This window comes from Dictyobacter halimunensis, assembly GCF_036245075.1.
The window spans coordinates 890,875-906,439 of sequence record NZ_BSRI01000002.1; the positions used below are offsets into that span (position 1 = coordinate 890,875).

17 protein-coding genes are annotated in these 15,565 nt (G+C 54.5%); 8 read left to right on the forward strand and 9 right to left on the reverse strand.

Going from position 1 to position 15,565, the window contains the following annotated elements; all coding sequences use genetic code 11:
- Window positions 1-279: 279 nt before the first annotated feature.
- From AABA21_RS17745 to AABA21_RS17770, 6 genes are all read left to right on the forward strand, one after another.
- Complete coding sequence (locus AABA21_RS17745) at window positions 280-711, forward strand: arsenate reductase ArsC (protein WP_338252466.1); 432 nt, start codon at window positions 280-282, stop codon at window positions 709-711.
- Window positions 711-1,424 carry an MIP family channel protein gene (locus AABA21_RS17750; RefSeq protein WP_338252468.1) on the forward strand — a complete coding sequence of 238 codons (714 nt, stop codon included), beginning with the start codon at window positions 711-713 and terminating at the stop codon, window positions 1,422-1,424. Before AABA21_RS17745 ends, AABA21_RS17750 begins: the two co-directional genes overlap by 1 nt.
- Window positions 1,421-2,212, forward strand: coding sequence for an arsenate reductase/protein-tyrosine-phosphatase family protein (locus tag AABA21_RS17755; RefSeq protein WP_338252470.1), 792 nt, complete (start codon window positions 1,421-1,423; stop codon window positions 2,210-2,212). The genes AABA21_RS17750 and AABA21_RS17755 overlap by 4 nt, the downstream gene beginning before the upstream one ends.
- Before the next feature lie 227 nt (window positions 2,213-2,439).
- Window positions 2,440-5,613, forward strand: coding sequence for a DUF6788 family protein (locus AABA21_RS17760; RefSeq protein ID WP_338252472.1), 3,174 nt, complete (start codon window positions 2,440-2,442; stop codon window positions 5,611-5,613).
- A 191-nt stretch (window positions 5,614-5,804) separates the two neighbouring features.
- Complete coding sequence (locus AABA21_RS17765; RefSeq protein ID WP_338252474.1) at window positions 5,805-6,020, forward strand: hypothetical protein; 216 nt, start codon at window positions 5,805-5,807, stop codon at window positions 6,018-6,020.
- Between the two features lie 59 nt (window positions 6,021-6,079).
- A complete protein-coding gene (locus AABA21_RS17770; protein WP_338252476.1) occupies window positions 6,080-6,289 on the forward strand; it encodes a hypothetical protein in 210 nt (69 codons plus the stop codon).
- 23 nt (window positions 6,290-6,312) lie between these two features.
- Here the strand turns inward: AABA21_RS17770 and AABA21_RS17775 are convergent, their stop codons facing one another.
- Window positions 6,313-7,149 (reverse strand): IS3 family transposase, encoded by an 837-nt coding sequence (locus AABA21_RS17775; protein ID WP_338247663.1) that lies wholly within the window; start codon window positions 7,147-7,149, stop codon window positions 6,313-6,315.
- A 14-nt stretch (window positions 7,150-7,163) separates the two neighbouring features.
- Window positions 7,164-7,475, reverse strand: a complete 312-nt coding sequence (locus AABA21_RS17780) for a transposase (protein WP_338247664.1) — start codon at window positions 7,473-7,475, stop codon at window positions 7,164-7,166.
- A 553-nt stretch (window positions 7,476-8,028) separates the two neighbouring features.
- Between AABA21_RS17780 and AABA21_RS17785 the strand changes: the two genes are divergently transcribed.
- Together AABA21_RS17785 and AABA21_RS17790 are read left to right on the forward strand one after the other, a co-directional pair.
- A complete protein-coding gene (locus tag AABA21_RS17785; protein ID WP_338252479.1) occupies window positions 8,029-8,514 on the forward strand; it encodes an iron chaperone in 486 nt (161 codons plus the stop codon).
- Between the two features lie 315 nt (window positions 8,515-8,829).
- Window positions 8,830-9,192 (forward strand): hypothetical protein, encoded by a 363-nt coding sequence (locus AABA21_RS17790; RefSeq protein WP_338252481.1) that lies wholly within the window; start codon window positions 8,830-8,832, stop codon window positions 9,190-9,192.
- A gap of 170 nt (window positions 9,193-9,362) precedes the next feature.
- Here AABA21_RS17790 and AABA21_RS17795 read toward each other — a convergent pair whose 3' ends face one another.
- The 7 genes from AABA21_RS17795 to AABA21_RS17825 form a co-directional block, all read right to left on the reverse strand.
- Window positions 9,363-10,712, reverse strand: coding sequence for an MFS transporter (locus AABA21_RS17795; RefSeq protein ID WP_338252484.1), 1,350 nt, complete (start codon window positions 10,710-10,712; stop codon window positions 9,363-9,365).
- A complete protein-coding gene (locus AABA21_RS17800) occupies window positions 10,699-11,805 on the reverse strand; it encodes an MBL fold metallo-hydrolase (protein ID WP_338252486.1) in 1,107 nt (368 codons plus the stop codon). Before AABA21_RS17800 ends, AABA21_RS17795 begins: the two co-directional genes overlap by 14 nt.
- 5 nt (window positions 11,806-11,810) lie before the next feature.
- Window positions 11,811-12,488 (reverse strand): ArsR/SmtB family transcription factor, encoded by a 678-nt coding sequence (locus AABA21_RS17805; RefSeq protein ID WP_338252488.1) that lies wholly within the window; start codon window positions 12,486-12,488, stop codon window positions 11,811-11,813.
- 324 nt (window positions 12,489-12,812) lie between these two features.
- Entirely contained in the window at window positions 12,813-13,088 is a 276-nt protein-coding gene (locus tag AABA21_RS17810) for a hypothetical protein (protein ID WP_338252490.1), read from the reverse strand.
- Between the two features lie 267 nt (window positions 13,089-13,355).
- Entirely contained in the window at window positions 13,356-13,826 is a 471-nt protein-coding gene (locus AABA21_RS17815) for a (2Fe-2S) ferredoxin domain-containing protein (protein WP_338252492.1), read from the reverse strand.
- A gap of 339 nt (window positions 13,827-14,165) precedes the next feature.
- Window positions 14,166-14,903, reverse strand: a complete 738-nt coding sequence (locus AABA21_RS17820; RefSeq protein ID WP_338252494.1) for a ZIP family metal transporter — start codon at window positions 14,901-14,903, stop codon at window positions 14,166-14,168.
- A gap of 220 nt (window positions 14,904-15,123) precedes the next feature.
- Complete coding sequence (locus tag AABA21_RS17825; RefSeq protein WP_338252496.1) at window positions 15,124-15,561, reverse strand: hypothetical protein; 438 nt, start codon at window positions 15,559-15,561, stop codon at window positions 15,124-15,126.
- Window positions 15,562-15,565 lie beyond the last annotated feature (4 nt).

Sequence of the window (15,565 nt, forward strand, 5' to 3'; positions counted from 1 at the left end):
TATCATCAGGAAAAACTTCATCAATCAAGACTAAGATACTATATACAATAAAACATACGATACTAATAACTAAAGATAAAAACAGTGAATAGAAATCTCTCTGTAAAAATATGCGCTACCCCTTGTAGAGGATCTTTTTTTCTGCTATCGTAATTACATCAAATTTATTTGTATCAATATTTTTTGTAATGAATCGCGCCGTGGTAGATGCGTACCAGAAGTTCGTGGCTATGCTGCGCATCATGTTCTGACGACCATGCTACCTGAAGGGAACCTATCATGAGACAACGCGTCCTGTTTCTCTGCACTGGCAATTCCGCTCGTTCACAGATGGCTGAAGGCTGGCTCCGCTACCTGGCTGATGAGCAAATAGAGGTGGCCAGCGCGGGTACCGCACCTTCTCAAGTCAATCCGCTGGCTATTCAAGTCATGGCTGAACGCGCTATTGATATCAGTCATCATCGTTCCAAGCATCTCAACGAGTTTCTTCTACAGCCATTCGATTATGTGATCACCGTCTGTGACCAGGCAGCCGAACAGTGCCCTATCTTCCCTGGAAAAGCCATCCGCATTCACTGGAGCTTTCCGGACCCGGCAGCGGTCAAGGGAACACATGAGGAGCGGCTGGCCGCATTTCGCCAGGTACGAGATGCTCTCGAGGGCCAGTTGCGCGCCTGGGTTGAAGCGTTCACCACGTCAGGAGAAGCCTGATGCAAGACACATCATTGTCGCGAAAAACGGTAGCTGAGTTTACTGGCACCTTTGCCCTGGTGACAGCGGGTTGCGGAGCTATCATGGTTGATGCATTGACGCATTCGCTCACACATGTTGGCGTCGCGCTGACCTTCGGTCTGATTATCATGGTCATGATCGCTGCCACGGGGCACCTCTCGGGCGCGCATTTTAATCCGGCAGTCACCATTGCCTTTGCCGTTACACGCCATTTTCCCTGGAGGCAGGTCCCGTTCTATATTCTGGCCCAGATGCTCGGAGCAGTCCTGGGAGCGGCGCTCCTGCGCGGGCTCTTCGGTCCTATCGCCTCGCTCGGAGCCACGATACCGGCAGGGGGAGTCTGGCAATCGTTCGGATTAGAGGTGTTGCTCTCGGCGGTCTTAATGATGGTCATTATCTCGGTTGCCACTGATACCCGGGCGGTTGGGCAACTGGCAGCGCTGGCGATTGGGGCCGCGGTGTCCCTGGATGCCATGTGGGGCGGACCCATCAGTGGCGCCTCGATGAATCCCGCACGCTCACTCGGGCCAGCACTTATAGCGGGGACCTGGCACGATCAATGGGTCTATCTCGTTGCCCCCATCCTTGGGACATGCCTGGGGGCCGCGCTCTATCAATGGCTACGAGCGACTCCCAACCTCAAACCAACCACGTCGGTAAACAGTAGACAGCACAAGGAATCTGCAGAATGATGGACGCACCTCTTTCAACCGCCAGCATGCCCGCATTCCTGAAGTTACTCGCGCATGAGTTACGATGGAACATTGTCACGCTCTTGGCGCAGAGCGACCGCAGCGTGCAGGAAATCATTCATATCTTACATGAGCCTCAAAATGTCGTCTCGTATCACCTGCGTCAACTACGCGAGCACCACCTGATCAAAGAACGACGCAGTTCCGCCGACGAACGGTCGCTGTACTACAGCCTGGACCTGGAAACGCTGCGCGCACTCTACCTGAGTGCTGGTGCTGTTCTGCACCCCGCCATTGGGAGTCTGGAGGTGCCATCTGATCCACAACAGTGGCCCAGGCCGGAACGACCACTGCGTGTGCTATTCCTCTGCACCCACAATAGTGCTCGCTCATTGCTCGCTGAAGCCTTACTGCGTCAGATGAGCAAAGGGCGGGTTGAAGTTGCCAGTGCCGGCACCGAGCCGACCGGCATTCATCCTTCCACGCTTCAGGTGTTAACCTCCCTGAGGATCGATCAGGCACACCTGCGTTCCAAACATCTTGATGAAGTAAAGGATCAGCATTTCGACTATGTAATCACCGTATGCGATCGCGTGCGCGAAGTGTGTCCAGCCTGGCCGGGAACGTCTGAATGCATCCATTGGAGCATTCCTGATCCTGCCCAGGAAGAAGAGAATGGGCAGGCGTTCGCAGATACAGCAGCACAACTGACCACCCGTACTCGCTACTTTTTGACCGTGGTCGAGCGCCAGTACCGACAGCACAGCGCGGACACCACACAGCAGTAGCCAAACCAGGCACATAGCAGCGGATGTGCTGTTTGGCCCGATGACGGCTTTCCCCAATGGCTATCAGGTTATCCAACCGCTTGAATACAAAGGAAAGGAAGTGGGCAGATCGGGTTGTCACGTCGAAGAGCTGCTCCTTGCCGGTGCGTCTCCTCTTTGGTATACTTGCCTTCTGTTGGGAGGAATGGAAGGGCTATTGGGAACAATGCAGACACAAGGAAGGTTCGATGTCCAGAGCACCTCTTCACGCCCTGATCTGGTCCAAAGAGCAGCGCTTCTACGAGTTGTATACTCAGGGCCGGCTTGAGCAACGTTTTCAGCCAGCGGAGGAAGCCACCTGGCTAGCCTGGCTCCAAGGATCGTCCTCCTTTGCCTTCCACGGCGCAAGAGGCTCTCTCAATGTCTATCAGGAGCAGAGGCCACGTGGGGGTGCATATTGGTATGCGTACCAGACTAAAGATGGTCGCACTCGCAAACGCTATCTCGGGCAAACGGAAAACCTCAGTTTCTCGCGATTAGAAGAGACGGCGTGCTCGCTCTTGCACACGCAACCGTCTGCGACCACAACAGAGCAGGGGATGATGCTCTCCAGCCGACTGACTCCGCCGCGACTGCCGAAAGCCATGGTGGAGCGCGAACGCTTGCTGACTGCACTCGATAAGGTGCTTTCGACCCCTATGGCTCTGCTCTCCGCCTCGGCGGGTTGGGGCAAAACCACCTTGCTCTCGGTTTGGGCGCACCGGCAAAAAAAGACGCAGGTGGCCTGGCTCTCACTGGACGAACTGGACAACAGCCCAACGCGCTTCTGGGTCGCGCTGATCGCGGCCCTGCGCCGCTGCCCCAGCCTGACCACAGACTTTGGCGAAAACGTGATGGCACAATTGCAATCGCCCCAGCCACCGCCGCTTCCCTCCTGCCTTTCCGTGCTTCTCCATGAGATAGAAAGCCAGCAGGTGTATCCAGCTTCGATCATCCTCATTGTGGACGATTATCAGGTGATCGAAGATCCGGTCATTCACCAGGGGATGGCCTTCTTCCTGGAGCATCTGCCCGCGCATCTGCATCTGATCCTCTCCAGCCGTGTAGATCCGGCCCTGCCTCTTGCGCGTTTACGAGCCTATGGGCAGTTGACCGAGATTCGTGCGGACGAGTTGCGCTTCCAGGAGGGTGAAGCGAATCAGTTTTTGGATAAGTTGCTCTCCCCGCCGCTCTCGGAAGAAGAGTTGCAGCGGCTGGTGAGTAGAACGGAAGGCTGGATCGCCGGTCTGCATCTCGTCGCGCTCACGATGCAGAAGCGTGAGGATCGCAGCGCATACCTTGAGACATTAACCGGGAGCCAGCGGTATCTGCTCGATTACGTGCAAGAGGACATCCTGGCGCGTCTGTCCCCCGATATGCGCAACTTTTTACTCCACATCGCCATTCTCTCGCGCCTGGACGCTGCCGTGTGCCAGGCCGTCACCGCCGCACCCACGAAGGCGGCCAGCCAGCACATGCTCACTTCGCTTGAGCGTGCAAACCTTTTCCTGGTCCCTCTGGATGAGGAGCGGCGCACGTATCGGCTCCATGATCTCTTTCGTGAAGCCCTGCTCTCAGCGCTCCACACCAGCCAACCAGAGATGGTATCGCTCTTGCATTGCCGGGCCGCTGACTTTTATGAGGCCGAGGGGCAGTGGGCCGAGGCCATTACCCATGCGCTTGCTGGGGCTTCCTTTGCTATGGCCGCGCGGCTGATGGAGCAAACTGTTGAGCAGTTCTGGATGCGCGGGGAGGCGGCGACGATGGCACGCTGGGTCCTGGCGCTACCTGATTCACTGGTGCACAAACACACCAACTTAGCACTCACCACAGCGCTCTACCTGCTCCACCCCATCGCCTATTCGACCCGTGAGCAACGCAAAAGTCGTCACCAGCAGGTAAGACAGCTCATGGCACGGGTCGAAACCGCCTTGCAGCACCAAGCAAATGAGATCCTGGCGACGCGCACAGGTTTGACTTTAGAGGCGAGCAAGGCTCCGGAGGCTCGGCTGCATCGGCGTTTATGCCTGTTACGCGCGGGGATGACCTTGTATGAGGCGATAGAGGCCTCAGATTTTGAGCGCCTGCCTGCCCTCCATCAAGAAATGCAGGAGCTTGACCAGGACGAGGAGATCATCTGGCACATGCTTCCGCTCTTCTGTAACGTGGTCTACTATACGGCCCGGCAAGAGAGAGCCAGGCTTTTGCCGCAACTGCTAGACGCCAGGCAACGAGTACGCCGGTCGGGAAGCCACTTTGCGGCCACCAGAGTCATACAGTGGTTGGCGCTCTCGGCAGAAGAGGCGGGACAGTTGCACCTGGCCTATCAGGAGAGTCTGACCGCCCTCGAACTGATTGATCAGACAGCGAGCTATACCCTGCTTAAAGGATACTTTAAGGATGTCCTGGCGATGGTGTTGTACCAGTGGAATAGGCTGGAAGAGGCGCGTGACTGGCTGAGAACGGTCATTCAGGATGCCGCTACCTGGCAGCAGAGTGATTTACTCTTTTCGGGATACATCCACTTGATACAAGTCGACCTGGCGAGAGGAGACCTCTCTGCTGTCCAACAAACGCTGCAAGAAATTGAGCAGATAGAAGGATATCACCACCGGGACTGGCTGCCCATCACGCGAGCACAGTGGTGGCTAGCCCAGGGACAAAGGATGGAAGCAATCGACTGGGCAATGAGCATTGTCTTTCCGGAAGGGAAATGGGAACGTAGCATATATGATGCGTTCCCAGTCGTGATACGGGTATATTTTGCAGCGCTCCGTTGGACGGAAGCGCTGGAGCTGCTAGAGCGCTTTCGCGAGGATCTGAGTCGTTCAGCCAATAGCAGGATCACCCTCACGTATCTGACCCAATACATGGTGGCGCTACACCACACAGGCCAGAATGAGCAAGCCTACGAGGTTGCGGTGCGCCTGTTTGCCCTGACAGAACCAGAGGGCTACCTGCGCGTGTACCTGGATGAAGGCGAACCAATGCGCCAGGCACTTGAGGCATTCCTTTCCCCACATCCCCATCAGCACGAGCCGGCTGCCTCTACGAGAGCCTACATCTCGCAGTTGCTCACCGCAATTGCCCAGGAGGGGCCAGACACAAACAGATCTCTGCTAGCAACACCCGCGCTTGTGCCTGGCCCCTCCCCAGCCCGGCAGGAGTCCGTCAGTTCATCCACGCCGGGCGTTTCCCTTACGCAGCGTGAGCAGGATGTCTTGCGCCTGTTGGACACAGGAGCCTCGAATCAAGACATTGCCCGGACCCTGGTGATCGAGCTCCCCACCGTCAAAAAGCACGTCAGCAACCTGCTCGGCAAACTAGGAGCCACCAGCCGAACCCAGGCGGTTGCCCTGGCACGGGCTCGCTCCCTGCTCTAACGAGATTCCTCCCAACAGGTGCTCTTTCTCCTCAGCGGCTACTCCCTTTGGTATCCTTTTGGCGACTGTGGAATGGCTGGCGTTCTGCTATTCTTTATGAAGACGAGGGGAGACGATCCTGATGATCGTACCGGTTCGTTTTTCCGAGCACGGCACGAAGACCGTAAAACACGCAGAATGTGGAGGGGCACATGTACTACACAATACGGATCCAGGGACACCTGGACCCGTCCTGGCAAGACCGCTTTGGCGGGCTCTGCATCGAACAGCATGAGACCGGGACAACGCTGCTCTCGGGAACGTTACCAGATCAAGCCGCTCTGCATGGAGTACTCCTACAGATCGTCCGTCTTGGCTTAACGCTGCTTTCACTTGAAACGGTCGAGAGCAAGAACAATGGTATTTGAGCATGTATGCCCAATTCAAATCAGGAAATCACTGTTTTACAACAATTGAAAGATTGGTTATGACAATGGCTGATAAAAAATTTCTGAACGAGACTGGATCAGGCGAGGCAGTGCACCAATTGAGACGAAGTGAAGCAGAAACATCAGGAGAACATATGAGACAATCCTGGCAAGATTTTGCACTCGCTGAACCAGAACTCTCTGCCTTTGGTGAGACCCGATTGAAAAGTGGTCCTGCGTATCTGGCAACCGTTCGTGCTGACGTGTAAAGTACCCAGTAAAAAAGACGTTCTCATAAGGAAATCAAGGGAGCACCATGCAACTGATGATCTTGCGCATAGCGCAGGGGTGAACAATTGCCGACGCCCTCATGGGGACGTAACGTATTGTAAAAATTGATCCATGCCTCTGCCGCCCCGAGAAAGTGGCCCAGGCTGTGATACGAACGGCGGTCAGCTACTGCGAGCTTGAAGGTGCCCACAAAACGCTCGGCATAGCCATTATCCGTGGGCGTGCCGGCACGACTCATCGATTGCAGGAATCCTTTTTGCAACAACAGATCTCGAGTACATTGTGCTCCATATTGTTTGCCTTGATCGCTATGCCAAATGGCGTCAGCCGTAGGAAAGGTCATGGTCTCAATGACGCTGGTCACCAGATCGGCGCGCATATGATAATCAAAAGCTAACCCGAAGATTTGGCGCGTCTGTTTCTCCAGGGCAAAACAGCCTCGTACGCGTGATTGATCCGCGAGATGCACTTCAAAAATGTCGGAAAAAATCACCTGGTGCGTGTCCTCCTCGCTCATGTCTCGGACTAGATTTGGAGCCGTCTGCGTCGCCTTGCCAGGATAGACATACTTCTTCTTTTTGCGTCGAGCGGCGATGCCATATTTGTGCATCACTCGTTTGACGCGATTCTTTCCGGTGTTGATGAGCTTCGCTAGTTTGCGATGCCCCAGTGTGTCATCGAGTTCCTGCCAACCCTCAATTGCGACGACGAGCTGCTTATCCATCTGCGGTCGCTTAAGCTGCAGATACAGACTACTGCGAGCGATACCAAGAGCACGGGCGAGTTGTGTTTTGTTGATCGGACCACCAGAAGCGCAGAGGGTTCGCCCAAGTTCCACTTTCTCATGTGCGCTTAATTGCCCAGTAGCCCGCGGGATTTTTTTAGCAGATCATTTTGCACGGTGAGGTCACCAATGAGCTGCTTCAATTCTTCAGGAGATTCTCCTGGTGCATGGCCCTGTGACTGGTTCCGTGTTTTGGGATCGCGTTGATCGGCAAAAATCTCTGGCCCTTTTTGTTGAAATTCTTGACGCCATCGGCTGATCACCGAGCTGGCCAGGCCAAACTTTCGGCACACTTCTTCCAGGGTGGTCTCGCGCTGAAAGCTTTCCATGACGACTTTAAATTTAAATTCCGGCGTATACGTTTTCCGCTTGCTTGCCATGTTTCCGTACCTCTCTTCTTTCACCGTCTATTGTACCAGGTACGTTACAACGGAATGCCACGCGTTCATCCTGTAACGCCAATTATAGGCGAGGGACACCTTTTCTTGTTTATGGAGCCAACCTCTCCGAAAGGGCATGATCTACAGCGGGGTTCTGGCTATGCGTTGCATTGTGGAGTGAGTGGCAATGATGGTGGCGAAGGAGAGTTTCGGCTGGTAGGGCATGCTCTTCTCACTGATAGTCCAGCCATGCGGGAGATTGCTACTACCTATGGGTATCAGCCACAGGATCATTACATCTTATTCGAGTTAACGGTAGAAAGCGCGTTTTCAACGATATACTCTGATACTGGTGGGCCAATCCGGAAAAGATGGAAGAGCCAGCAGGGCTCTTGAGTAGAAACGGGCCGATGCATCCAGGACACTCAATCTGAGAGAGCATACTTGAAGAATGCCGCCCGTGGCTTCACTGCTACGTGAGGCGATGCATGACGAGAATAGCATAAGTCCGCAGTCGAACTGCGCTGAGGTTTTAACAAAAGAGGAGATTTTTATGAGCCAGGCTGAAAAGAACGTCACACAGGAATCCGCCAGGGGCGCCGAAGCGATCAACAAGCAGTCTAGAGGATTCTCTGACCAGGAACGAGCCGCAATGAAGGAGCGCGCGAAAGAGCGGAAGGCGGAAGAACGCGCTACCAGGGATAGGGAGGCAGGAGAAAACGACGTACTCGCGAAGATTGCTGAGATGTCGGAACCGGATCGCGCGATGGCCACGCGGTTCCATGAGCTCATCAAAGTGAGCGTGCCAGTCCTCGCACCGAAAACCTGGTATGGGATGCCCGCATATGCAAAGGATGGCAAGCTCGTCTGCTTCTTCCAACCCGCGCAAAAGTTTAAAACCAGGTATGCGACGATCGGCTTCAACGATAGCGCGAACCTCGATGAAGGTTCCCTGTGGCCCGTCTACTTCGCGCTGAAGGAAATGAATGCTGAAGTAGAGGCGAAAATCGTTGCGCTTGTAAAGAAAGCGGTGAGCTGATGCAGCTTCATCCACAAATAGAGCACGGAGTTTTCTGCATAAAAACAAAGGAGGGTTCTTTGCATGATTTACACGAGCCACATCCCATCACCTCCGCTTTTTCTGGATATGCTCCTGGCCCCTGGTGGTCTGTACCACCAACCCACGCTATTTCACCATTGCTTCCAACGCATCTGGTGAGCAGAAGGCAGTCTACCTAACAGGCTCGCAGGCTAGCAAAAGACGGCAAGCCGAAGTTTGATCTCTCCCAATTCGACGATGCTTACTTCGCCCGGCTCCGTGAGCGTGTAGTTGCTTCGGGCAAAGAAGGCATCTATGTCGCAGTCATGTTCTTCGATGGCTGGGGGCTTCACCTGGCCCCCACCTGACAACGTCGAGGGCCATCCCTTCCACGCAGCGAATAACATTAACGAGATCGCGATCACCTCTATCGTTGATTACCAGGTGCTTCCACTCGATCCACGTGTCCAGGAGTTGCAGGAGATATACCTGCGTAAGGTCGTCGATACCGTTGCTGATCTGCCCAACGTTCTCTACGAGGTTGCCAATGAATCGTCGGGAGGCGGGTCTGTCGATCAGGGCTTCGTAGACGCACTAGGATTGTCCGGTCCGGTTGACTGGGGCGACTCCACCGCATGGCAGTACTGGGCGATGGATTTCGTCAGGCGCTATGAGTAGCAGAAGGGATATGAGAGGCATCCTATCGGGATGACGATGCAATTTCCTGTCCCGGATCAAGCATCCGTCAATGATGTGTTGTGGAACGGCCCGGCAGACTGGATTTCGCCGGGCTACGATGACGAGATCCCCAACGGTCGATGGGTAAGGAATCCATACGTGTAGCACGCTCAATCGTTTCCCTTTTTACCGGCTCCATCTGGCAAAAGGAGAGGGTTATTCGTTGAAGGGTCGGGCACGCGCCTGATCAGGGTTTCGCGCAGAAAGACGGCTGCCACCAGGCCAGAGAGGCAGGTCAACACTCCTACCACACCAATCGCCCAGGGAATCCCTAACAGGTCCGCCAGCGCACCGGCCAGCAGGCCACCAACCGCGTAGCCGCTATCGCGCCAGAGGCGATACACACCGACAGAGGTGGCGCGATAGCTGGGATGGACCACATCGCTTACCGCCGCCAACAGAGTTGGGTACACAAAAGCGGTCCCAACCCCGAGCAGCACTGCGCCGAAGAACCAGGGCCAGAAGGTGTGGACAAGCATAATCAGCATCAACCCCAGAGCCTGAATCAGCATCCCGGCCACAATCAACCATTTGCGACCCCACGCGTCAGAGAGCGCGCCAGTCGCCAACTGCCCTATACCCCAGACCGCTGGATAGGCTGCGACCAGCAGCCCGATCTGCTCCGTTCCCAGTCCGCGGCTCGCAAAATAGAGGGGAAATAGCCCCCAGGAGAGACCATCATTGAGGTTGTTGACCATCCCGGCCTGGCACACTGCAAACAGCGTCCGGTTTTTCCAGGACGTTTGCGCCACGATCTCACCGAAAGAGGGCAGAGGCGGTGTCGCATCTATCTTCAAGCCATCCTGGGTAGCCGTCTGCATCTGCAGCGCCTCCAGGGCGGCGTAGTCACGCGACTCGCGCACGCCAAACCAGGAAAGCGCCAGTCCAGCCCCAGCGAAAATAATACCCAGGAAAAAGGGCTGCGGGCGGAGCGCATAGGTCGTTGCCAGGTAGCCTGACGCCAATGCTGCCGCCGAGACAGCCAGGTAGCCCGCCGCCTCGTTGAAACCCATTGCCAGACCGCGGCGCGTTGCCCCCACCAGATCAATTTTCATGATGACCGTCGTGGACCAGCACCAGCCCTGATTAATCCCTAAAAGCACGTTCGCGAAGACGATCCATCCCCAGGAAGGTGCAATGATGATCAACAATGGAACAGGCAACCCGATCAACCAGCCCAGCACCAGGACACGTTTACGCCCTATGCGGTCCCCCAGGCGGCCTGCAAAGAGATTGGCGAGGGCTTTGACCAGGCCGAAGCTGACCAGAAAGGAGAGGATCGCCGTCTTGGAGGCCACCCCAAAGTCGTGTTCAGCCAGTAAGGGCAGGATGGTACGCTCCAGGCCCACCATGCTGCCCACAAAGGCGTTAATGAGCACCAGCAGGCTAAATTGCCGCCAGTTTGCGCGCAGACCGAGTTGGAGTGACTGCACGCGCGCGTTCGTGTTAGAAAATGGCACAGCGATTAGCCCCCGCTTCTAGCTCGGTGAGGGCTTGCTCTGGAAGCACGCCCTGTTCATTCAGTTGCACAATCCGAGCGGCGTTGAAAGGAGGCGCCGGAAGCCTGGCGAGCACCGTGTCCACAAAATCAGCGCGTTTGGCGTGCAAGAGGTCGATCCGCTCATCGATCTCGCTCAGCGTTGTCATGAGGGGCACCCCATCGAAGGGGACCGGGGCACTGGTATGACCGGGCAGTACAAGCGTGTCAGCGGGCAACGCCAGGAGTCGGTGCAGACTCTGATACAGCGCATGTGCCCGCAACAGCGCTTCCGTTTTATTCGCTTCCAGGTCGGGACGTCCAATGCTGGCTGGAAAGAGTGTGTCCCCTGTAAACAGGATGTGCCCATCGAGCAGGTAACAGGTGCTTTCCATAGTGTGTCCAGGGGTGTGCAACGCCATGAGACGAAGAGAAGGGATGCCACACATTTCCCCATCATGGATGGCAGTAAAGGGAAAGCTCACCCGCTGTTGCGCTGGCAGCAAGAGCATGGCCCCACTCTGTCTGGCAAGCTCGCGTGAACGGGAGAGATGATCCGCGTGGATATGGGTATCCAGGACACGGGTAATCTGCCAACCATGGCGCGCAGCGCTATCGAGATAGATCTGCGGGTCCAACGAGGCATCAATGACTACAGCCTCCGCTCCCATTCCGATCATATACGAAAGACATCCTTTGCCTGTGCGGCGCATCTGAATCACCTGGGGAGAGTAGTCCGGCAGCGGAATGGTTGCGCTATTCCAGGCCAGACTCCACGCCTGCATCCCCCCTTCCAGCGAAAAGACCTGCGGCAGCCCACGAGCACGCAATTGCTCGGCGGCGATCTGACTGGTTTTCCCCGCGGCGCAGACGGTCACAACTGGCCGAGAACCATCCAGATCAAGGGAGGCCAGTGCTTGCGCGTCGTGAGCATTGAGGGCCTCGTAGGCGTCCAGATGCAGGCTCCCGGGAATAGCCCATTCCTGGCGTTGGGCCAGAGGACGGACATCGACAATTGACACGGGGCGTCCTTCGTCAAGCCAGGTACGCAATTGCTCAACAGAAATGGTGTTCATGTATCTTACCCCTTTCCAGTAGCGACGGGCAACCCTCGCGTGCGCCATTCTAAAACACCCTCTTCCAACCTTCGGGCCTGGTATCCGCGGGCACGCAGAAGGGCCACAGCCTCATCGGCAAACACGCAGTAGGGACCGCGACAGTAGGCCACAATCTCCTGATCGTGAGGCAGTTCAGCCAGCCGCGCTTCCAGTTCAGCAACTGGCAACGAGCGCGCCTGAGGCAGATGCCCTGCCTGATATTCATCTGCCGGACGAACATCGAGTAAGGTGACTCGCTCTTCTCCGAGCGCCTCACGCAGTTCATCAATGGTCATGGGATGCAAAGCGGCTCGGTCCTGCACAAACGTAGTCACCAGATGCTCAATCTCTATAAGCTGGTCTTCCCCACACGCACGTAGCGCCAGCCAGAGTTGACTGACGCTCTCTGATGACAGGCGGTAATAGATAGACACTCCCACACGACGCGCCTCGACCAGACGTGCCGCACGTAAAATCTGGAGGTGTTGTGACACAGTAGCAAGTGGCAGGCCCGTTTCTCTGGCTAAAGCGTCGACGCTGTACTCACCTTGCCCAAGAAGGTCCAGCAATGCGAGGCGATGCGCGTGCGCCAGAGCCTTGCCAACACGAGCAAACTGCTCATAGACAAGATGTTTAAAGACGTGTTTCTGTTCAGTATGCATCAGTCATGCTTCCTTTCATTCTCATATTCAATTATTATATTGAATATGAGAATGATGTCAAGGAGGAACCAGCCTGAATTCGCATCTCGCACAATAGCAAGCGGTGATTTCCCACTGTGCTACCGCCAGGAGGTACCAAAGGAACTACTTCCGCTGTGGTAACAGAGCTAAACGTCTGGGAAGCAGCAAGTTGAACCGAATGGATTGGAGCAGCGCGGTCCGAATGCGGCGATACACGAGAACCTGATCTTCCGTGGATAATTCTTTTCCTGGCACATCTTCAACAGACCATACCTGGCGCCGACCGGCGTTGGGAATGAACGGTCACTGGTCAGCTGCGCCACTACACAGCACAATTCCCTCATCCCAGAAAAGATGGAAAGACGGCTCTGCTATTTGAAGCGATGCAGTGAACGGGACGTCAACCTCTTCTAAAACTCGACGCGCCAGTGCCACATCTGCCTCTACAACGCGAATAGGTGCAATCCAGATATCCCACTCAACGTGAGCCTGCGCTGCAAGCAAACTCGCGGCCATCAACTCACGTACGGAGCGACGGGCGCACAGAAAAAGAAGACGCTTTTGGCTCTTCCTCATCATCTAACTCCCTGTGATAGTTCAAACTCAGGACTTACTTACGCTCTACACGTCAGTACATTCTGATGAAGCAGTCTATCTCGGCTCCTGCCCCATCATATGGTCGTTCGATCTGCTATCTCACCAAAACGAACAGGCAGGCTTACGCTGAAACGCCATCATGATGGTAATATCGTCGTTTCTATAAACCATTATTTCATGCGTATCAGTGGGGATTCAGTCGATGCTTACGAATAACGAGCCTACGAAACATGAAGATGTTTTTATAATTTATTCGCATGCACAAATCTTAGAGCCAGAAGGTTCTTCTAAGGGCGCAACCAGGGATGTCATATCACGCAGTGCTCCCTTTTCAAGCCCCTTTTCAAGCACTGAATCACGCAACGTATCTGGAACAGGCAAACATTGTTTTGCTATGACCATAGCTTCAATATAGTCATAGAGAGCACTGACCTGTTCTACAGTATTAAAAGAGTGAAACCAGAGGGGATGTCCCTGAAAGATCAGCAAAACTGTATTTCCCAATGCGCAGAGCCCAAGGCAACCAGATTGGGTCAAATACACCGTTTTGCCTAGCTTCCGCCGATGCCACTCCATTTGATGAAGCTCACGCAAGTCAGGTCCATAACCACGTTCAGCTTTTCCACAACACAGCCCATGACTACAAACAAACACATTTCCAAGGTGAAGAACCACATCCACTTTTTTGCCATCTAATCGCTGGATCCGTGTTTTCCTCACTGCGCTGCTCCTTCCATCATACGCTCCAACCCATCTTCCCGGGAAAACGTTTCGAAAAAGAAGAGTGCTACCTTGACTCACTCCTTGAGCACAGTACGCTTTACCCATACCCGGTGGGTATGGGTAAAGCGTACCATAAAAGCTGCGCATATTGCAAGTCATGAATAAAGAAAGTTCTGTGTGTAATACATTTCTATGCAGATGAAGAAAGCGCTGATACAAGAGTATGATTGGATGAACAGTTGGAGCTTTATACCCTGACGATCATGAAAGACAGCAAAGCACAAAGCTCTGGCAATCGCTCCGTTTTCTGCCTCAGTTGTCGCGCATCAGTCAGACTTACCCAATAAGAGTGGTGACGACGTACGCAAATGCGGCGCCAAGCACGGTGAGCACCAGCGTGAAGATACTGCTTTTCTCCTGATGGGCTTCTGGAAGGACGTGAGAGGCGCCAATATAGAGCAGGAATCCCGCCAGGAAACCAAGGTATAAGGGCATCTGTCCTTCAGGAATCTTGATCAAAAGCGTTGATGCCGCCCCAAGGATCGGCGCCACCGCAACCAGCAGGAGCAAGCGAAACGCTTGGGGCCTGGTGAGCTTGTTCAGCAAGAGCAGTGTCATCGTATTGAGACCATCGCCAACATCGTGCAGGATCACGGCGAACGCGACCAATAATCCCAGGGTCGGACTCACCTGGAAACCGGCGCCTATTTCGATCCCCTCTAAAAAGCTGTGGCCCGCAAACGCCAGAGCAGAAGCCACGCCGATCACTGGATGATGGTGGGTCATAACGTCTTGCCGACCTTGACGCGCCTGCAACAGAAGAAATAGCTTCTCCAGAATATAAAAGAACAGAAAACCCACAACCAGCATTGCAAAGGCGCTCACCCGCATACCATGGGAGAGCCCTTCCATCGCTTCAAACATGGCAGGCAACAGATCAAAACAGACCACACCGATCAGGACGCCCGCAGTAAATCCCATAATGAGATGCAACTTGCTGCGAAAACGGAGCGCAAACAGGCCCCCAAAACACGTCGAAAAAAAGGTCGCAAATGAAAGAAGGATCGCATTCATGTAGTTCTCCCTTACACCATTTCCCTCTCGCCCTCTCGAGCAAACCTCAACATGAACAAAGCGATGCACTCCCTTGCATGCACAAAAGAGCAAAGATACGCTTCATACGCACTAAAAGTTTTATTCTTGCCTATTATACCATATAGTATCATTGGCGATAGTAAGGCAAGCGCTCCTGATAGCGTCATAGCAGGAAAGTACCAATTCCTTCATCATGCTTCTATGATGTGACAGCGACGCTCTGCTTCATACCAGCTTCGTAGTGACCTGGAAGATAGCAAGCCAGTTCGGGATGCGAACCAGCAGACGAGGATGGAAAAGTATAATCCAGTGTTTTAGTTTCGCCTGGCTTCACATTGCCGAGCGAGGCAAGCGCCATGTGATCCATGTCACCCATCGACATCCCACCCATACTGCCTTGCGATGACGGCATGATCATGAATTCGTGAGCGGTCTTCCCATTATTCGTGACGACAAAGTGATATCGGGTGCCAGGAGAAAAACTGGTCACCGCGGAATCGATATGGAAGTCTGTTTCGTTTACTGGGACACTGATGCCTGACGTCTTCTCTGCCGTGTTTCCTGGTGAGCCTCCACACGCGGCCAGGAAAAGCGTCAGCAGAAGAGCCCCAAGTGTCATCAAGGATCGTTGTTTCATGTCT